Source organism: Pseudomonas sp. TH39(2020) (genome assembly GCF_016650715.1).
GTDB classification, from domain to species: domain Bacteria; phylum Pseudomonadota; class Gammaproteobacteria; order Pseudomonadales; family Pseudomonadaceae; genus Aquipseudomonas; species Aquipseudomonas mandelii_C.
Window position 1 is genome coordinate 1,190,571 of record NZ_JAEKFF010000006.1, and the last position, 18,244, is coordinate 1,208,814.

16 protein-coding genes and 3 tRNA genes are annotated in these 18,244 nt (G+C 57.8%); 1 reads left to right on the plus strand and 18 read right to left on the minus strand.

Features of this window, described 5'->3' with window-relative positions:
* Positions 1 to 113 precede the first annotated feature (113 nt).
* The 3 genes from ampE to JFU47_RS13440 form a co-directional block, all read right to left on the minus strand.
* Entirely contained in the window at positions 114 to 950 is an 837-nt protein-coding gene (ampE, locus tag JFU47_RS13430; protein WP_201183487.1) for a regulatory signaling modulator protein AmpE, read from the minus strand.
* Positions 947 to 1,507, minus strand: coding sequence for a 1,6-anhydro-N-acetylmuramyl-L-alanine amidase AmpD (gene ampD, locus JFU47_RS13435; RefSeq protein WP_201183489.1), 561 nt, complete (start codon positions 1,505 to 1,507; stop codon positions 947 to 949). Before ampD ends, ampE begins: the two co-directional genes overlap by 4 nt.
* A gap of 64 nt (positions 1,508 to 1,571) precedes the next feature.
* Positions 1,572 to 3,782 carry a DUF1631 domain-containing protein gene (locus tag JFU47_RS13440; RefSeq protein WP_201183491.1) on the minus strand — a complete coding sequence of 737 codons (2,211 nt, stop codon included), beginning with the start codon at positions 3,780 to 3,782 and terminating at the stop codon, positions 1,572 to 1,574.
* 285 nt (positions 3,783 to 4,067) lie between these two features.
* Here JFU47_RS13440 and nadC point away from each other — a divergent pair, with 285 nt between their 5' ends.
* Positions 4,068 to 4,916, plus strand: a complete 849-nt coding sequence (gene nadC, locus JFU47_RS13445; RefSeq protein ID WP_129438593.1) for a carboxylating nicotinate-nucleotide diphosphorylase — start codon at positions 4,068 to 4,070, stop codon at positions 4,914 to 4,916.
* A 114-nt stretch (positions 4,917 to 5,030) separates the two neighbouring features.
* Here nadC and JFU47_RS13450 read toward each other — a convergent pair whose 3' ends face one another.
* The 15 genes from JFU47_RS13450 to folP all read right to left on the minus strand — a co-directional run bounded on the left by JFU47_RS13450 (position 5,031) and on the right by folP (position 18,240).
* Entirely contained in the window at positions 5,031 to 5,336 is a 306-nt protein-coding gene (locus tag JFU47_RS13450) for a DUF6388 family protein (protein WP_140893851.1), read from the minus strand.
* Positions 5,337 to 5,473: 137 nt separating this feature from the next.
* Positions 5,474 to 5,546 (minus strand) — tRNA-Thr (locus JFU47_RS13455).
* A gap of 139 nt (positions 5,547 to 5,685) precedes the next feature.
* Positions 5,686 to 7,791 (minus strand): polyribonucleotide nucleotidyltransferase, encoded by a 2,106-nt coding sequence (pnp, locus tag JFU47_RS13460; RefSeq protein ID WP_123365224.1) that lies wholly within the window; start codon positions 7,789 to 7,791, stop codon positions 5,686 to 5,688.
* Positions 7,792 to 7,988: 197 nt separating this feature from the next.
* Positions 7,989 to 8,258 carry a 30S ribosomal protein S15 gene (rpsO, locus tag JFU47_RS13465; RefSeq protein WP_140681637.1) on the minus strand — a complete coding sequence of 90 codons (270 nt, stop codon included), beginning with the start codon at positions 8,256 to 8,258 and terminating at the stop codon, positions 7,989 to 7,991.
* Between the two features lie 118 nt (positions 8,259 to 8,376).
* On the minus strand, positions 8,377 to 9,294 hold the full coding sequence (truB, locus tag JFU47_RS13470) for a tRNA pseudouridine(55) synthase TruB (protein ID WP_008149014.1): 918 nt from the start codon (positions 9,292 to 9,294) through the stop codon (positions 8,377 to 8,379).
* A 3-nt stretch (positions 9,295 to 9,297) separates the two neighbouring features.
* The gene (gene rbfA, locus JFU47_RS13475) at positions 9,298 to 9,699 is read right to left on the minus strand and encodes a 30S ribosome-binding factor RbfA (protein ID WP_008149016.1); all 402 of its coding nucleotides are present in this window, start codon (positions 9,697 to 9,699) and stop codon (positions 9,298 to 9,300) included.
* Positions 9,700 to 9,858: 159 nt separating this feature from the next.
* On the minus strand, positions 9,859 to 12,390 hold the full coding sequence (infB, locus tag JFU47_RS13480; protein WP_140681639.1) for a translation initiation factor IF-2: 2,532 nt from the start codon (positions 12,388 to 12,390) through the stop codon (positions 9,859 to 9,861).
* A gap of 27 nt (positions 12,391 to 12,417) precedes the next feature.
* The gene (nusA, locus tag JFU47_RS13485) at positions 12,418 to 13,899 is read right to left on the minus strand and encodes a transcription termination factor NusA (RefSeq protein WP_008024459.1); all 1,482 of its coding nucleotides are present in this window, start codon (positions 13,897 to 13,899) and stop codon (positions 12,418 to 12,420) included.
* 47 nt (positions 13,900 to 13,946) lie between these two features.
* Positions 13,947 to 14,405 (minus strand): ribosome maturation factor RimP, encoded by a 459-nt coding sequence (gene rimP, locus JFU47_RS13490; RefSeq protein WP_010463487.1) that lies wholly within the window; start codon positions 14,403 to 14,405, stop codon positions 13,947 to 13,949.
* 138 nt (positions 14,406 to 14,543) lie between these two features.
* A tRNA-Met gene (locus JFU47_RS13495) sits at positions 14,544 to 14,620 on the minus strand.
* 96 nt (positions 14,621 to 14,716) lie between these two features.
* Positions 14,717 to 14,802 (minus strand) — tRNA-Leu (locus JFU47_RS13500).
* Positions 14,803 to 14,824: 22 nt separating this feature from the next.
* Positions 14,825 to 15,208: a preprotein translocase subunit SecG gene (gene secG / locus JFU47_RS13505; RefSeq protein WP_017336473.1), complete on the minus strand. Its 384-nt coding sequence runs from the start codon at positions 15,206 to 15,208 to the stop codon at positions 14,825 to 14,827.
* Positions 15,209 to 15,212: 4 nt separating this feature from the next.
* A complete protein-coding gene (gene tpiA / locus JFU47_RS13510; RefSeq protein WP_201183493.1) occupies positions 15,213 to 15,968 on the minus strand; it encodes a triose-phosphate isomerase in 756 nt (251 codons plus the stop codon).
* A gap of 66 nt (positions 15,969 to 16,034) precedes the next feature.
* A complete protein-coding gene (gene glmM, locus JFU47_RS13515; protein WP_201183495.1) occupies positions 16,035 to 17,372 on the minus strand; it encodes a phosphoglucosamine mutase in 1,338 nt (445 codons plus the stop codon).
* Between the two features lie 16 nt (positions 17,373 to 17,388).
* Positions 17,389 to 18,240, minus strand: coding sequence for a dihydropteroate synthase (folP, locus tag JFU47_RS13520; RefSeq protein ID WP_201183497.1), 852 nt, complete (start codon positions 18,238 to 18,240; stop codon positions 17,389 to 17,391).
* Positions 18,241 to 18,244 lie beyond the last annotated feature (4 nt).

Here is an 18,244-nt window from a genome sequence, read left to right on the forward strand (position 1 = left end):
CAGCAGTCGTAAATACTGATTACGCAGTGAGCCAGACAAACCGCGGTGAATGAATTGGCGACTGCTGCGCAGCCGAACGCAGGCTGCGCCAGCTGCTACAGGGGTCAGCGTCATTACGGAAGGACGGTCCACAACGCGAAACCGGCGTACCAGAGTACTGCCGCGCGCAGCAGCAGTTCCCAGATCCGGTCGAGGCTGTTGATGCCGTCAGGCCCGACCACTGGCGCCGGGATTTCACCCGCCACCAGCCCGACCTTCTCGATCAATTGGGCGGCGCTGATGTTCCAGTTCAGCAGCTCGTGCAACATCACTCGGCCGACCGCGACAAAATTGCCGACCAACGCAAAACTCGCCGCCAGCAGACGCACCGGCACCCAGTCGAACGCATGACGCAGTTTTACGGCGCGCTCGACCACGGCCGGGTTTTGCCCGTGCTCTTCGGCCAGGGCCAGCAGTCGATAGCTCAGGGCTGCAACCGGCCCCAGCAGGAAGTACCAGAAAATCACCGCGAAAAAGCTCTGATAAGCCTCCCACAGCAGATGCCCCTCGACCCGTTCCAACAGTTGTTCGCCGCTATCGGCGCAGATACCCACATCGCGGTCCGCTACATGAGCGGCAGCTTGCAGGTCTTCCCGACGCCAGGCATCGCGAAACGGCCCGAGACCGGCCAGCAGATCACCGCGGCCCAGACTGTAAATCACCACCAGCAGGTGCACCGGCAACGCCAGCAAACCGTAAGCCACCGGGTCCAGTACCACCAGCAGCAAACCCAGCAGTGCCACTGGCAACAACACCAGTATCACCAGGATCAGCCACGGACTTTTCGCCAGACGCGGACTGACCTCAAGCTTGTTCAGCTCGCGAACCCATCCACCATCGCGCTGAACCCGATGACGCAGGGCCGAGAATTTCTCGATCCAGACCGCCAACAGCAACACCAGAAAACTCATTGTTGTTCCTCTTTTGCCAGGGCGGCACGATAGCGTGCCCAGTCGAACGCCGGCCCAGGATCGGTTTTACGCCCGGGTGCGATGTCGCTGTGCCCGCAAATGCGCTGTGCGATGATGGCCGTGAACGCGCTTTGCAGCTGTCGGGTCAGGGTTGTCAACGCTTGATACTGAGCGTCGGTGAACGGCAGATCATCCGTGCCTTCAAGTTCAATACCCACGGAAAAATCGTTACAGGTTTCCCGCCCTTCGAAACTCGAGACGCCGGCATGCCAGGCACGCTCAAGACAAGAGACAAACTGAGTGACGGTGCCGTCACGTTCGATCAGAAAGTGCGCAGACACACGCAGGTTGGCGATCCCTTCAAAGTAGGGGTGCTCCGTGACATCCAGACGATTCTGGAAAAATTCCTGCACCTTGCCGGTGGCGAATTGCGCAGGCGGCAAACTGATGTTGTGGATCACCAGCAGGGAAATTTCGTCCGAGGGGCGCGCATTGAAGTTGGGCGAGGGGCAAATATCTACGCCCTGACACCAACCACTCGCGGGGTCCAACTGCATACAGGTTCCTTCAACGACGACTGTGTAGGCGCCCAGTATGCCGCGATAGACCCTCGGCGCGCGATCACTTGCCGTGATTGAGGCGCCGCAGGTTGCCGATCACCGACTCCAGCGCCCGGTCGAACAGCAAAGTGTCGTCCAGCGCGCGCACCGCGCCACGACGGAATTCCTGCGCCAGACCGGTGCGGCTGCGCTCCAGCACTTTCATCCCGGTGCGATTGACGAAAATGTATTTGCCGGTGGCTTCAATAATCGCCGCCAGCTTGCAGCGAAGGGTGTTTTCCTCGTCTTCCTGAAACTCGACCCAGCACCCCAACCGCAGTTGATCGACCTGAAGCAGACCGGCATCGTCCTCCGGCAAGCGCACTGACGCCGTTTCGGCTGGCCCTTCGTCCGCGGTTCGCAGGACGATTTCCTGCAGCACTTGGACCATTACCGGCGTATCGACAGGCTGTTCAAGCTTTTGCCCTGGACGCTCGAACAGCTGAACGTGCAAGGCTTCCAGCTCGCTGAAAAATTCGCTGGTGGCGAACGGATCGAAGGCCGAACCGCTCAGCCCGTCGCGCAGCGACTTGAGCAACCCAGGCACCAGCGCCAACAAGCGCAGGCTCGCATCAGGCTCATCATGACGCTGCACGCTCCAGATCAATTGCTCCATCGACTGCACATCGGCGTGCCACTCGGCCGACTGATCGCCGTGCTTGAGACAGGTCAGCAGCAGCACCTGGCTCCACGCTTCCTGGACAAACACCACCACCCGTTGCGGCAATACTTTGCCCAACAAGGCCTGATTCAGTACCTGTTCGACGCGCTGACGGGCCAGCTCAGTCCTGGCGCGTCCTTCTTCGGCGTCACGGGTACGTTGCTCCAGCAACTCGCTGCGACGGCGCTCGTCGCTGGTGAAGGCGAGAAAATCGGCCAGCATTTCGGAAAACACCGCCGGATCATCGACAAAATCATTCAACAACCGCTGTACCACTTGCTCGATGCGCAGATACAGGCTGTCGCGTTGATGGTCGTCGCACTCGCCCCAGCCCATGGCTGCGGTGGCGATTTCATTGAGCAGGCGTGGGGCCGGGTGACTGCTGCGGCTGAAGAAGCTCTTGTCGAGCACCGCCACTTTCAGCATCGGGATCTGCAAACGGCCGATCAACGCCTTGAGCGAATCCGGCAGGTTGCGGTCATCGAGGATGCATTCGAAGAGCATGGCGATCAGGTTGATCACGTCTTCGTCGGCCACCCCGACCACGCGTGATTTGCCACTTTTGACGCTGACCCGGGTCAGCAGTTGTTCGAGCTGGTTTCGCAGATCGAAGTCGTCCTGGGCTGCCGGCGCCGGCACATATTGCTGCAAGTGCGAGAGCAGCCGCATTAGGTCGCAGGTGGAAATCGGCTGTGTCTGGGCACTGGCTTCAAGAGTCGGCGCGACACTGCCGCGCACGTGAAACAGCAATTCCTGCAACGCGGCGAAGACTTCCTGCACGCTGTCGTCGATCGGCGGGACACCTGCGCGAGTGTTGGCCGGCGCGGGTTCAGCTCCGACGCTGGACGCCGCACGATCCTTGGCCCGACGCGCAGGGGCGGGCTTAAGGTCCGGCAGAACACCGGTAGCGATCAGCAACTGATTGGCTTCGGCGTAGAGCTGATTGGCATCCCTGAGCACATAGCGCTCGAACAGTTTGAGGATGATCAGCTTGACCTTGATCTCCACCCCCAGGTTGCGCCCGGCCTGCATAAAGTACCCGCAAAGCATCGCCGGCCCCATGGGATTGTGCTGATCGAGCAGTTCCCTGCCCAGCAGTGCGCTGAGTCGGGCGATCAGTTGGTCCAGGGCGAAGCCGTCGCGGTTCAGCACTTTGCTGACCATCGCCTCCACTGTCACGCTGCGCTCCATGTCGTCATCGGGCAGCGCCACCGAAGCGTCGAAGACCAACGTCTGGGGCGAGGCGGACTGAGTGATGTCGTACTGGGTGAGGCTGACAAAAGCCGCGAAGAATTGTTCGAGAAAGCCGCGTTCGATGTTTTTGCGCTTGAGGCGCAAGTCGCGCATGGCTTCGAAGAAGAGGTTCTGTTCGACGTCATTGCGGGCCCGGTCGGCCATTTCGAACAGTGTGTCGTCGGCGTTATCGAACAGTTCCTGCAAACCATGCCTGAGCTGTTGGGCGGCCTTGTCGCGAACCTGAAGCAGAATCACAGGCAGGCGGGCGAGCGGCGAGTGGGTCGCCTGGTCGGTAGCAACCTTGTGCAAAGGCACTACATTCCCGTCGTTGTGCATTCAGGCCTCCTGAAACGGTGAGTCTTCGAATAATCGTCAATCCAAATCCACGTCAAAGCCATGACGTCAAAAGCAAGGCGGATTATCTTGCAAAAGATGTCCCCTCTACCAGCAGACTCTGCGTTTCCCATTGAAATAGACGCTTATGGCACACGCTGACTGAGTGTCGATTGCACAGGCGAATCGACCAAATGCAGGTTTCAGAGCGATGGGAATGCCTCTGATGCCTTGGGTTGCCTAGCGCCATGGCCCTATAATCGCGCCACTTTGTTTGTGGAGTCCGTTATGCCGAATCTACGTCTCGCCGATTTGACCGCCGAAATCGAAGCCAACGTGCGCCGTGCGTTGCTCGAAGACATCGGCAGCGGCGACATCACCGCACAGCTGATCCCGGCCGAACGCCTGGCCAAAGCCACGATCATCACCCGCGACGCTGCCGTCATCTGCGGCACAGCCTGGGTTGATGCAGTGTTTCGGCAGCTGGATCCACGTGTTGCGGTGCACTGGCAGGTGCGCGATGGCGAGCGGGTGAAACCCAATCAGGTGCTGTTCCACCTCGAAGGCCCGGCGCGCTCGCTACTAACGGGCGAACGCAGTGCACTGAACTTCCTGCAGTTGCTTTCTGGCGTGGCCACGCGCGCGCAGTACCTGGCGGATTACGTTGCCGAGACCCAGGTGAAGTTGCTCGACACCCGCAAAACCTTGCCGGGGCTGCGTCTGGCGCAGAAGTATGCCGTGACCTGCGGCGGGTGCCATAACCACCGCATCGGCCTGTACGACGCCTTCCTGATCAAGGAAAACCATATTGCCGCCTGCGGTGGCATCCCGGAGGCCATCAAAGCCGCGCACAAGATTGCCCCGGGCAAACCGGTGGAGATCGAAGTGGAAAGCCTGGAGGAGCTGAAGGAAGCCCTGGCGGCCGGTGCCGACATCATCATGCTCGATGAGTTGAGTCTGGATGACATGCGTGAAGCCGTGCGCCTGAACGGCGGCAAGGCGAAACTGGAGGCCAGCGGCGGTATCAACGAAAGCACGCTGCTACCGATCGCCGAAACCGGGGTGGATTACATCTCGATTGGTGCGATGACCAAGGATGTGAAGGCTGTCGACCTGTCGATGCGCCTGAGCCTTTGATCGAGAAAACACTCGTGCCAAATGTGGGAGCGAGCCTGCTCGCGAAAGGGGTGAGTCAGGCGTCAATTACGTCGACTGACACGCCCTCTTCGCGAGCAGGCTCGCTCCCACAGGTCAGACCACCAGATTATTCATCTCGCAGTACTCTTCCCACTCGACGCCCAACACCTCGGCAGCCTCCTTGTGCAGAACAAGGCGCGCAGCCTCGAACTCTTCAGGAGTTGAGGTGTACTTGAGCGTCAGTTCCCACGGCTGCAAGCCCTGGGATTCTGCCTCATCCTCGAATGCCCACTGGACCTGGTCTTTCTGATCGTCGGCGGGCAAGTCCTTGATCTCTTCGGCTAGCTGGGGCGACTCCAGCAAATACTTCTTCAGCGCTTCTTCGTGTCTGGCTTCTTGGGTCAATTCTTTAACGGTCATGGCGTTCTCTTTGATCTGGGGAATGGAAGATGGATCTGGATCATCAAGGATCTCTCTGACGCAAAAAAACCGTTTGAAGCCCGGTTTGTCTGGCCTTCAGAACCATTCGGGATCATCTGAAAACAACGTGTCGCTCGTGCCCGAGACAGGAATCGAACCTGCGACCTTCGCGTTACGAGTGCGCTGCTCTACCAACTGAGCTACACGGGCAGTGGGCTAAACCTAGCACTGACTTTGGGGTCAGGCAACTTCATGGCTCGTCTCATTTTTTTGCAGGCAAAAAAATGCCCCGCAGCTTTCACTGCGGGGCATTTTTTATAACGTTGAAGCGGTCAGGCGTGGGGAGTGATTAAACGCCCGAAGCCTTGGCTGCTGCTACGTCTTTGATGGACAGCTTGATACGGCCGCGGTTGTCCACGTCCAGTACCAGTACTTCCACTTCCTGGCCTTCTTTCAGGATGTCGGTCACTTTCTCAACGCGAGCATCGCTCAGCATCGAGATGTGAACCAGACCGTCCTTGCCCGGCAGGATGTTGACGAATGCGCCGAAGTCGACGATGCGCTCAACCTTACCGACGTAGATCTTGCCGATTTCAGCTTCTGCGGTGATGCCCAGAACGCGCTGACGTGCCGCTTCAGCCGCTTCCTTGGTTTCGCCGAAGATCTTGATCGAGCCGTCATCTTCGATGTCGATCGAAGCCTTGGTCTCTTCACAGATCGCACGAATGGTCGCGCCGCCTTTACCGATGACATCACGGATTTTGTCGGTGTCGATTTTCATCGCGATCATGGTCGGAGCGTTTTCCGACAGTTCGGTACGCGACTGGCCAATGATCTGGTTCATCTGACCGAGGATGTTCAGACGCGCTTCCAGGGCTTGGCCCAGAGCGATCTCCATGATTTCTTCGGTGATGCCTTTGATCTTGATGTCCATCTGCAGCGCGGTCACACCTTTGGCGGTACCGGCTACTTTGAAGTCCATGTCGCCCAAGTGGTCTTCGTCACCCAGGATGTCGGTCAGGACGGCGAATTTCTCGCCTTCTTTAACCAGACCCATGGCGATACCGGCAACCGGTGCCTTCATCGGAACGCCGGCATCCATCAGAGCCAGGGAAGCGCCGCAGACCGAAGCCATGGAGCTCGAACCGTTGGACTCGGTGATTTCCGATACAACACGGATGGTGTACGGGAACACGTCGGCAGCAGGCAGCATGGCTGCAATAGAACGACGGGCCAGACGGCCGTGACCGATTTCGCGACGACCAGCGCCACCCATACGACCACACTCACCTACCGAGAACGGAGGGAAGTTGTAGTGCAGCATGAACGGGTCTTTTTTCTCGCCTTCCAGGGTATCCAGCAGTTGTGCGTCACGGGCGGTGCCCAGAGTCGCGACTACCAGAGCCTGGGTTTCGCCACGGGTGAACAGAGCCGAACCGTGGGTCTTTGGCAGAACACCGACTTCGATGTTCAAAGGACGTACGGTCTTGGTGTCGCGGCCGTCGATACGTGGCTTGCCGTTAACGATGTTTTCGCGAACGGTGCGGTATTCGATTTCGCCGAAAGCAGCTTTGACTTCGCTGGAGGAAGGCTGACCTTCTTCACCGGACAGCTTGGCCACAACCTGGTCTTTCAGCTCACCCAGGCGAGCGTAACGGTCGGCCTTGATGGTGATGGTGTAAGCCTGGGAGATCGCGTCGCCGAACTCGGCACGGATAGCGCCCAGCAGAGCGGTGGCTTCAGGCGCAGGAGCCCAGGTCCAGGTTGGCTTGGCAGCTTCAGCGGCCAGTTCTTTAACGGCGTTGATCACCACCTGGAACTCGTCGTGAGCAAACAGTACCGCGCCCAGCATCTGGTCTTCGGTCAGCTCTTTGGCTTCCGATTCAACCATCAACACGGCTTCCGAAGTACCGGCAACGACCATGTCCAGGCTCGAAGCTTTCTGTTGTTCGTAAGTCGGGTTCAGCAGGTAGCCAGTGCTTTCGTGGAACGCAACGCGTGCAGCGCCGATCGGGCCATCGAAAGGAATGCCGGAGATAGCCAGGGCAGCCGAGGTACCGATCATCGCAGCGATGTCCGGATCGGTCTTCTTGCTGGTGGAAACGACGGTGCAGACAACCTGCACTTCGTTCATGAAGCCTTCTGGGAACAGCGGACGGATCGGACGGTCGATCAGTCGGGAAGTCAGGGTTTCTTTCTCGGAAGGACGGCCTTCGCGCTTGAAGAAACCGCCAGGGATCTTACCGGCAGCGTAAGTCTTTTCCTGGTAGTGAACGGACAGAGGGAAGAAGCCCTTGCCTGGATCGGCTTGCTTGGCGCCGACCACAGTCACCAACACGCTGACGTCGTCGTCAACGGTGACCAATACTGCGCCGGAGGCCTGACGGGCGATACGGCCAGTCTCGAGGGTAACGGTCGACTGACCGAACTGGAATTTTTTGATTACCGGGTTCACGGTGTCCTACCTTCTTTTGTGGCTCTTGGGGAACTTGTCTTCTTGCGAAATTCTTGGGCAACGCCGGGAATCGGCCCGACTGTCATTGTCCAGGTAAAGCAGGTATCCAGATAAAACTTGAGGCTGGGAGCCTGCCATGCGCCAGCGGGAAACCCACTGACGTACGACAGACAACCAACCTCTAGCGCAATCGCTTATTAGCGACGCAGACCCAGGCGACCGATCAGAGCCTGGTAACGACCCAGATCCTTGCCTTTCAGGTAGTCCAGCAGCTTACGACGCTGGTTTACCATGCGGATCAGACCACGACGGGAGTGGTGATCTTTACCGTTGATCTTGAAGTGACCTTGCAGCTTGTTGATGTTGTGGGTCAGCAGTGCAACTTGCACTTCTGGCGAACCAGTGTCACCAACAGCTTGCTGGTAGTCAGCTACGATTTGAGCTTTTTCTTGAACGTCGAGAGCCATGAGGCAATCCTTTTATCAGGAAACTGTTTCAAAGAAACGGTTTCAACAGGCCAGGGACAAATCCCTGTATCTAAAAATGAGGAAGTGACCGTGCCTGTTAACAGCCACCCTCGTTCGGTCATTCTGACCGAATCAGTCGACGTGGCGCGATGCGCCCGTCTTCGCTCACTTCACCGATACCGATGAAGCGACCATTGTGATCCTGTACCCGTACCATGCCGAACTTCGGTGCATCCGGGGCTCGTACCGGTTGGCCGTTAAGCCAGTAGAACGAGCTGTGCTCCGAGAACTGCAACAGTGGCCAATCCAGCAGGCCGCTGTCCGAGGGCATCAAAAAGCGGTCGACCGCTTCGTTGCCTCCTTCGGCATGTACCGCTTCCAACTCTTCCAGCGTGACTGTCTGGGCCAGCGTGAAAGGCCCGGCCTGGGTACGTCGCAGTTCAGCAACGTATGCGCCACAACCGAGTTGCTCACCGATATCCTCCACCAGGGTGCGGATATAGGTACCTTTGGTGCAATCCACTGCAAGCCGCGCAGTATCACCTTCAAAGGCCAGTAATTCCAAGCGCGTAATAGTAACAGATCGCGGTTCGCGCTCCACTACTTCACCTGCCCGGGCCAGCTTGTACAACGGCTGGCCATCACGTTTTAGCGCCGAGTACATGGGCGGTATCTGACTGATTTGCCCACGAAATTTCGGCAGTACTGCTTCGACATCGGCGCGACCAACGGTCACCGGGCGCTCCAGCAACACATCACCCTCGGCATCCGCCGTGGTGGTGGTCTTGCCCAGTTGCGCCAGGGTTTCGTAACCCTTGTCGGAATCGAGCAGGTATTGCGAAAACTTGGTGGCCTCACCGAAGCACAACGGCAACACGCCAGTGGCCAGCGGATCGAGACTGCCTGTGTGCCCGGCCTTCTCGGCGTTCAGCAACCAGCGAACCTTCTGCAACGCCGCATTGGAGGTGAACCCCAGTGGTTTGTCGAGCAGGATGATGCCGCTGACGTTACGACGGATACGTTTGACCTGAGCCACCGATTACTCCTTGGTGTCTTCGGCTTCTGCCGCAACCGGATGCTGATTGTCTTCAGCTACCGCACGTTCGATCAATGCCGACAGATGAGCACCACGCACGACGCTTTCGTCGTAGTGGAAGTGCAACTGTGGAACGCTGCGCAACTTCATTTCGCGAGCCAACTGCATGCGCAGGAAACCGGCGGCGGAGTTGAGCACCTTGATGCTTTGCGCGATGTCTTCGGCGTTGTCTTGCCCCATCACGGTGATGAAGATCTTGGCGTGACCGACGTCACGGCTGACTTCAACAGCGGTAATGGTGACCAGGCCGACGCGCGGGTCTTTGACTTCACGACGGATCAGCTGTGCCAGCTCACGCTGCATCTGATCGCCGATACGTTGGGTACGGCTGTATTCTTTTGCCATGTCTTGTTACCTGTTACTGCCCCACGGTGAAACCCGAAGGGTCTGAAAGCGGCAAACGCCCGGCCTGACAAAAGCCAGACCGGGCGTTGCGTTTAGAGTCCTGACGCTGTGCCGCGCATCTGCATGCGGCGGCTCATCGTGGCCCTTGAAGTGCGCGAGTTAGAGGCTGCGAGCAACCTGAACCTTCTCGAAGACTTCGATCTTGTCACCGACTTTGACGTCGTTGTAGCTCTTCACGCCGATACCGCATTCCATGCCGGCACGTACTTCGGAAGCGTCATCCTTGAAGCGGCGCAGGGATTCCAGCTCGCCTTCGAAGATAACGATGTCTTCACGCAGTACACGGATTGGACGGTTACGGTGAACAACACCTTCGATAACCATGCAACCGGCGATCGCGCCAAACTTCGGCGAACGGAACACGTCACGCACTTCAGCGGTACCCAGGATGTTCTCGCGAACATCGCTGCCCAGCATACCGGTGAGGGCTTTCTTGACGTCTTCGATGATGTCGTAGATCACGTTGTAGTAACGCATATCCAGACCTTCCTGCTCGACGATCTTGCGAGCGCCAGCATCGGCACGCACGTTGAAGCCGAACAGTACAGCGTTGGAGGCCAGTGCCAGGTTGGCGTCGGACTCGGTGATACCACCGACACCGCCACCGACAACACGCACTTGCACTTCGTCGTTACCCAGGCCGTTCAAGGCACCGTTCAACGCTTCCAGCGAACCACGGACGTCGGATTTGAGGACGATGTTGAGCGTCTTCTTCTCTGCCTGACCCATGTTTTCGAAGATGTTTTCCAGCTTGCCGGCGTGAGCGCGAGCCAGTTTGACTTCGCGGAACTTGCCTTGACGGAACAGAGCCACTTCACGGGCTTTCTTCTCGTCCGACAGCACGCTCATCTCGTCGCCAGCGTCCGGGGTACCGTCCAGGCCGAGGATCTCGACAGGGATGGAAGGACCGGCTTCCTTGATTGGCTTGCCGTTCTCGTCGAGCATGGCACGTACACGGCCATAGTTCGAACCGACCAGCACCATGTCGCCTTGGCGCAGGGTACCGTCTTGAACCAGAACGGTAGCAACCGGGCCACGACCTTTGTCGAGACGCGATTCAACCACGACGCCACGGCCTGGAGCCGAAGGAGTCGCTTTCAGTTCCAGAACTTCAGCTTGCAGCAGAACAGCTTCGAGCAACTCGTCCACGCCAGTACCGACTTTCGCCGAAACCGATACGAACGGGGTGTCGCCGCCCCACTCTTCCGAAGTCACGCCGTGAACCGACAGTTCGCTACGGATGCGATCAAGATCAGCGCCCGGCTTGTCGATTTTGTTCACAGCAACTACCAGAGGAACACCGGCAGCCTTGGCGTGCTGGACTGCTTCAATGGTCTGCGGCATTACGCCGTCGTCCGCTGCAACGACCAGGATCACGATGTCAGTCGCCTTGGCACCACGAGCACGCATTGCGGTAAACGCAGCGTGACCCGGGGTATCGAGGAAAGTGACCATGCCGCGATCAGTTTCAACGTGGTACGCACCGATGTGCTGGGTGATACCGCCGGCTTCGCCAGCAGCTACCTTGGCACGACGGATATAGTCGAGCAGCGAGGTCTTACCGTGGTCAACGTGGCCCATTACGGTCACGACTGGCGCACGGGAGAACGTCTCACCTTCAAACTTCAGGGACTCGGCCAGGGAATCTTCCAGGGCGGTATCGCTGACCAGGGTCACTTTGTGGCCCAGTTCTTCGGCTACCAGTTGAGCAGTTTCCTGATCAAGCACCTGGTTGATGGTCGCTGGAGTACCCAGTTTGAACATGAACTTGATGATTTCAGCTGCCTTGACCGACATCTGATTCGCGAGATCGCCAACAGTGATGGTCTCGCCGATCTGCACATCACGCACGACAGGGCCGGTTGGGCTCTGGAAACCGTGGGCGTTGCGTTTTTTCAGCTTGGCCTTGCCGCGACCACCACGACGGAAGCCATCGCTTTCTTCGTCGGTAGTACGTGGGGCAACGCGTGGAGCAGGCGCTTTCTCTTTGACCGAGGCACGATGCGGAGCGTTTTTACGCTCGCCGTCGCCACCACCGCTGCGACGATTGTTATCGTCGGCACGTGGTTTATCCGGACGGCGCTGTTCGTTCGGCTTGTTACGAACGTCGGCAGACGGCGCTGGTGCAGCCGCCACAACCGGCGCGCTTTCACGTACTGGCTCGGCAACTGCAGCAGGTGCTGCAACGGCGTCGTTAGTAGCGGATTGCGCAGCAGCAGGCTGGCGACGCGCTTCTTCTTCGGCGCGACGCTTGGCTTCTTCTTCAGCCTTCTGACGAGCAGCATTTTCTACTGCGCGACGTTCTTCCAGTTCGCGTTTGCGCTCGGCTTCGATTTCTTCCGGGCTGCGCTGTACGAAGACTTTCTTCTTGCGCACTTCAACGCTGATGCTTTTGCTGCCAGCAACACGCAGGGTGCTGGTGGTTTTGCGCTGCAATGTAATCTTGCGCGGTTCTTCCACTTTCGCCTTGTGGCTGCTCTTCAAGTGAGTCAGCAAAGACTGCTTCTCACTATCGCTCACACCTTCATCGGCGGCGGTGTGCGGCAGACCTGCCTCACGCATCTGCTGCAACAGGCGCTCTACCGGTGTTTTGACCTCATCGGCCAGTTGTTTCACCGTGACTTGCGTCATGCACTTCTCTCCTCAGGCCGCGCCTAATTACTCGAACCAGTGGGCTCGGGCGGCCATGATCAACTTGCCGGCACGATCATCGTCAATGCCGTCGATGTCGAGCAGATCGTCAATAGACTGCTCGGCCAGGTCTTCGCGGGTAATTACGCCGCGCACCGCCAGTTCCATCGCCAAATCCTTGTCCATACCCTCAAGCGAGAGCAGGTCTTCGGCCGGATGGGCGTCTGCCAGCTTTTCCTCAGTAGCGATGGCTTTGGTCAACAAACGATCCTTGGCGCGAGCGCGAAGCTCGTTGACGGTTTCTTCGTCAAAGCCGTCGATGTTGAGCATTTCTTCCAACGGTACGTAGGCAATCTCTTCCAGGCTGGTGAAGCCTTCATCTACCAGCACCTGTGCCAGGTCTTCGTCGACTTCCAGCTCGTCGATGAAGTTGCGCAGGATGTCGCCGGTTTCTGCTTGCTGCTTAGCCTGGATGTCCGATTCGGTCATCACGTTCAGGGTCCAGCCAGTCAACTGGCTAGCCAGACGCACGTTCTGACCACCGCGACCGATGGCCTGAGCCAGATTGTCTGCGCCAACGGCGATGTCCATTGCATGGGCATCTTCGTCAACGATAATTGCCGCCACTTCAGCCGGCGACATTGCATTGATCACAAACTGAGCCGGATTGTCGTCCCACAGGACGATGTCCACACGCTCACCGCCCAACTCACCCGACACTGCCTGGACGCGCGAACCGCGCATACCGATGCAAGCGCCTTGCGGGTCGATGCGTTTGTCCTTGGAGCGGACCGCGATCTTGGCGCGCGAACCCGGATCACGGGACGCAGCCATTACTTCGATCAGGCCTTCAGCGATTTCCGGCACTTCGATGCGGAACAACTCAATCAGCATTTCCGGCGCGGTACGCGACAGGATCAGCTGCGGGCCGCGGTTCTCGGTGCGGATTTCCTTGAGCAGCGCACGCAGACGCACGCCAACCCGGAAGGTTTCGCGAGAAATGATGTCTTCGCGAGCCAGCAACGCTTCGGCGTTGTTGCCCAGGTCGACGATCACGTTGTCGCGGGTCACTTTTTTCACGGTGCCGGAGATGATTTCTCCCAGGCGCTCGCGATAGGCATCAACGACTTGAGCGCGCTCGGCTTCGCGAACTTTCTGCACGATGACTTGCTTGGCAGTCTGTGCAGCGATACGGCCGAACTCAATGGACTCGATCTTTTCTTCGACTACATCACCAACCTGAGCACCAGGATGCGTTTCTGCAACCTTGCTCGGCCAGGTTTCGATGGCAGGATCGTCCAAGTCAGCTTCTTCGACGACAGTCCAGCGACGGAATGTCTCGTAAGCACCGGTGTGGCGATTGATTTCCACACGCAGATCGACTTCGTCCTCGAAACGTTTTTTGGTAGCAGTGGCCAGAGCCAGCTCCAGCGCTTCAAAAATTACGTTTGCCGGTACGCCCTTTTCATTGGATACCGACTCAACAACCAGCAGTACTTCTTTGCTCATCGTACGCCTCGCCTTTCGCAAGCCATTGGATCCGCGGGATCCGCGTCTCAGTCAAAACTGGGAATAATGTTGGCCTTGTCGATCATATCGATCGGCAACAGGAACTCATGGTCTTCTACCTGCACCACGACGTCCTGCTCTTCTACACCGCGCAGAAGGCCCTGAAAGTTGCGTCGGCCTTCAAAAGGCGAGCGCAGCTTGATCTTCACTTGTTCACCGGCAAATTTTGCAAACTGCTCAATAGTGAACAGCGGGCGTTCCATGCCAGGCGAGGAAACTTCAAGGGTGTATTCAACGGCGATTGGATCTTCAACATCCAGAACACCGCTGATCTGACGGCTGACAATGGCACAATCGTCCACCAGCACGCCGCCCTCTTTATCGATATAAACGCGCAACATTGAGTGGCGACCTTGAGCCGAAAACTCAATACCCCAGCATTCATAGCCTAGGGCCACGACCACCGGGGCCAGCAAGGCCTGCAACTCTTCTAGCTTGCTCGACACCTGAACCCCCTCGTGCATGTATGTGCATGCTGTGCAAAATAAAAAAATGGGCGAAACGCCCATCCTTGAAACGCCGTCGAACAGCGGCGTTGAAAGTGTCCAGCTAACAAAAAGCCCCTTAAAAGGGGCTCCTTAAACTGGTTGCGGGGGCCGGATTTGAACCGACGACCTTCGGGTTATGAGCCCGACGAGCTACCAGACTGCTCCACCCCGCGACAAAGCTGGGGCGGAAGTATACGACCGATCCCTGACAGGGTCAATGTAACCTTCCACCTACAAGAAAGCCCGCAACAGCGGGCTCTCCTGATAATTGGTACCGAGAAGGGGACTCGAACCCCTACACCCTATGGGCACAACCACCTCAAGGTTGCGTGTCTACCAATTCCACCACCTCGGCAATACTACGTTTGAAACCCTTCTTACTTTTGCTCTTGAGCTGGAGGCACGTCAGTCGCTGGAGTAGCCGACTTTTGCTCTTGAAGCACCGGTACATCATCAGAAGCCGGTTGTTGCTTTGGAACTTCCAACACTGCCGGGTTTGGCAAACCTACTTGAGTCAGCTGGTGAGCTTTCTCTTTAGCAAAGTAACCTAACCCTAAGCTGGTTATGAAGAAACCGGCGGCAAGTATAGCAGTAAACTTACTAAGAAAGGTAGAGGAACCTTGGCTTCCGAACACAGTATTTGAAGCACCTGCTCCGAAAGACGCGCCAGCATCCGCACCTTTACCCTGCTGCAGCAATACCAGAGCAACTACGCCCAATGCACCCAGCAGATGAAAAACGACTACGACTGTTTCCAGCATTTTTTCAGTTTCCCGCGGCGCGACAAATCGCACCGAACTCATCTGCATTCAGGGAAGCCCCACCAATGAGCCCCCCATCGATATCCGGCATGCCGAACAGTTCGACCGCATTGGCCGCCTTCACGCTGCCGCCGTATAGAAGCCGCACACCTTGCGCGACCTCAGAATTCTCTGCCGCCAACTGAGCGCGAATGGCTGCATGCACATCCTGCGCCTGTTGCGGCGAAGCAGTCAGCCCGGTACCAATGGCCCAGACCGGCTCGTAAGCAATTACCGCTTTTGCAAAAGCACCAACACCGAGCTCCTCTATGATACTGCCTAGCTGACGCCCGACAACCTCTAGAGTTTTTCCAGCTTCGCGCTCTTCAAGGGTTTCCCCTACGCACAACACCGGAATCAAGCCACATGCCTGTGCCGCTGCAAACTTGCGAATCAGCACTCCGTCCTGCTCGCCCATTATCTGGCGGCGCTCGGAGTGCCCGACAAGCACAAAAGAACAGCCTGCATCCACCAACTGACTCGGCGCAACTTCACCGGTCAACGCACCCTGCATGGATTCCACCGCAGAGTTCTGCGCGCCGACCGAAATCGACTTGCCGTTCAAGCCATCAATCACTTGATTGATATGCAAGTAAGGCGGGAATACCGCTACATCAACATCGCTCGGCAAGGCCAGATGACGAAGGCCATTGATCAGCTCAGCGACGCTGGCGCGGGTACCGTGCATCTTCCAGTTACCAGCTACCATAGGGCGACGCATGCTGTACCTCGTCGGTCAAAGTGGGCGCAGATGTTACCCAACACAATCATGGCTGGCAAGCCGAAATCAGGCAGAAACTTCAGTAACCAGTTTTGCCAGCTCTTCGGCGTAGCCACGAACCTGTGTTTCGTCCTCGCCTTCGACCATGACCCGCACCAGCGGCTCCGTCCCGGACTTGCGCAACAGTACACGCCCACGACCAGCCATAGCCTTGGTAACGCGCTCGCTAGCCTCCTTGACGGATGGATGATCAAGAGGGCTCGCACCACCGCCAAATCGTACATTGATCAGTACCTGAGGGCACTTGCGCAGCGCCTGACGCGATTGCGCCAGCCCCTCGGAGCGGGTCTTCAACGCCATCAATACCTGCAACGCGGCAATGATCGCGTCACCGGTGGTGGTGTGGTTGAAGCAGACAATGTGGCCCGAATTTTCACCACCCACCAGCCAACCGCGCTCCAGCAACTCGGAGATTACGTACCGGTCGCCAACATTGGCCCGCACAAAAGGAATTGCCAGATCCGCCAGGGCCAATTCCAACCCCAGGTTACTCATCAGCGTACCGACCACCCCCCCCTGCAACTTGCCCTGCCCATGCAGGTCGCGAGCAATGATAAACAGCAACTCATCACCGTCGACGACAGCACCGGTATGATCAACCATCTGAACCCGATCACCATCACCGTCAAAGGCGATACCCAAATCAGCATGCTCGGCCAATACAGCAGCTTGCAGTGGCTCCATATGGGTCGAACCGCAATTTTCATTGATGTTCAGGCCGTTAGGATGAGCAGAAAGCACAACGACATCGGCCCCCAGCTCACGGAATACACTAGGCGCCACCTTGTAGGTCGCGCCGTGGGCGCAGTCGATCACGATCTTCAGGCCCGCGAAGCTGGTGCCAGTCGGGACGCTGCTTTTGCAGAATTCGATATAGCGGCCTGAAGCATCGTTGATGCGCGATACCTTGCCGATCTTGCTCGACTCAACCACGGTCATCGGGGTGTCGAGCAACTCTTCGATCATATGCTCGACTTCATCAGGAAGCTTGGTGCCCTTCCCGGAGAAAAACTTGATGCCATTGTCATCGTGAGGGTTGTGCGAGGCACTGATCACGATTCCCGCTTCGGCCTGGAAGGTACGCGTCAGGTAGGCGATGGCCGGTGTCGGCATCGGGCCCAGGAGCATGACATCGGCACCTGCCGACGTAAGTCCGGCCTCGAGCGCAGACTCGAACATATAGCCAGAGATCCGAGTGTCCTTGCCCACCAATACCTTGCAGGCGCCCATTTTGCGGAACGCCATACCAGCAGCCCAGCCGAGCTTGAGCATGAAGTCAGGAGTAATCGGATATTCGCCAACCCGACCACGAATGCCGTCGGTGCCAAAGTATTTCTTAGTCATAAGTGCTCCATCATTCTTATTCGGCTGATTCCACTGCGGCGATCATTCGCACCACATCGACGGTTTCGGCCACATCATGGACGCGCAATATACGCGCTCCCTTGACCGAAGCCAGCGCTGCGAGCGCCAGACCACCATACAGACGCTCGCCAACCGGACGATTCAACGCTTGGCCTATCATGCTCTTTCGCGAGACCCCGACCAACAGGGGCCGCCCCAAGGTATGCAGGGCCTCCATATGCTTGAACAAGCTTAGATTGTGCTCCAAGGTTTTTGCGAAGCCAAAGCCCGGATCAAGGATGATCCGGTCCGCTGTAATTCCTACCGACGCACACTGAGCCATGCGCTCGGCGAGAAACTCGCCCACCTCTTTCGTGACGTCCTGATACTGCGGATTGTCCTGCATGTCGCCCGGCTCACCGAGCATATGCATCAGACAGACCGGCAGGCCAGTGGCCGCGGCCGCATCCAGAGCGCCATCGCGCCGCAGCGAGCGCACGTCATTGATCAACCCCGCGCCAAGTCGTGCGGCTTCGCGCATGACAGCTGGCGTGGAAGTGTCGACCGAGATAATTACATCCAGCTCGCGGTGTATTCGCTCGACGACCGGAGCTACGCGCTCAAGCTCTTCCAGCGGCGATACCACCCTGGCACCCGGCCGGGTCGATTCGCCACCGACATCAATCAACGTCGCGCCGGCCGCCACCATAGCCTCAGCGTGGCGCAAGGCCGCATCAAGCTGGCTATATTGGCCGCCATCAGAGAAGGAATCGGGAGTGACGTTGAGAATACCCATGACGTGCGTCACGGCTAAATCAAGAACCCGATTGCCGCAAGGCAACCGGGTCGAGGACTGAACAGAAGTCATTTCA

Bases quoted from the DNA above. Each gene is read 5' to 3' on its own strand.
- ampE (WP_201183487.1), bottom strand. From the start codon at position 950: ATGAGTTTTCTGGTGTTGCTGTTGGCGGTCTGGATCGAGAAATTCTCG.
- ampD (WP_201183489.1), bottom strand. From the start codon at position 1,507: ATGCAGTTGGACCCCGCGAGTGGTTGGTGTCAGGGCGTAGATATTTGC.
- JFU47_RS13440 (WP_201183491.1), bottom strand. From the start codon at position 3,782: ATGCACAACGACGGGAATGTAGTGCCTTTGCACAAGGTTGCTACCGAC.
- nadC (WP_129438593.1), top strand. From the start codon at position 4,068: ATGCCGAATCTACGTCTCGCCGATTTGACCGCCGAAATCGAAGCCAAC.
- JFU47_RS13450 (WP_140893851.1), bottom strand. From the start codon at position 5,336: ATGACCGTTAAAGAATTGACCCAAGAAGCCAGACACGAAGAAGCGCTG.
- rpsO (WP_140681637.1), bottom strand. From the start codon at position 8,258: ATGGCTCTCGACGTTCAAGAAAAAGCTCAAATCGTAGCTGACTACCAG.
- rbfA (WP_008149016.1), bottom strand. From the start codon at position 9,699: ATGGCAAAAGAATACAGCCGTACCCAACGTATCGGCGATCAGATGCAG.
- infB (WP_140681639.1), bottom strand. From the start codon at position 12,390: ATGACGCAAGTCACGGTGAAACAACTGGCCGATGAGGTCAAAACACCG.
- nusA (WP_008024459.1), bottom strand. From the start codon at position 13,899: ATGAGCAAAGAAGTACTGCTGGTTGTTGAGTCGGTATCCAATGAAAAG.
- secG (WP_017336473.1), bottom strand. From the start codon at position 15,208: ATGCTGGAAACAGTCGTAGTCGTTTTTCATCTGCTGGGTGCATTGGGC.
- tpiA (WP_201183493.1), bottom strand. From the start codon at position 15,968: ATGCGTCGCCCTATGGTAGCTGGTAACTGGAAGATGCACGGTACCCGC.
- glmM (WP_201183495.1), bottom strand. From the start codon at position 17,372: ATGACTAAGAAATACTTTGGCACCGACGGCATTCGTGGTCGGGTTGGC.
- folP (WP_201183497.1), bottom strand. From the start codon at position 18,240: ATGACTTCTGTTCAGTCCTCGACCCGGTTGCCTTGCGGCAATCGGGTT.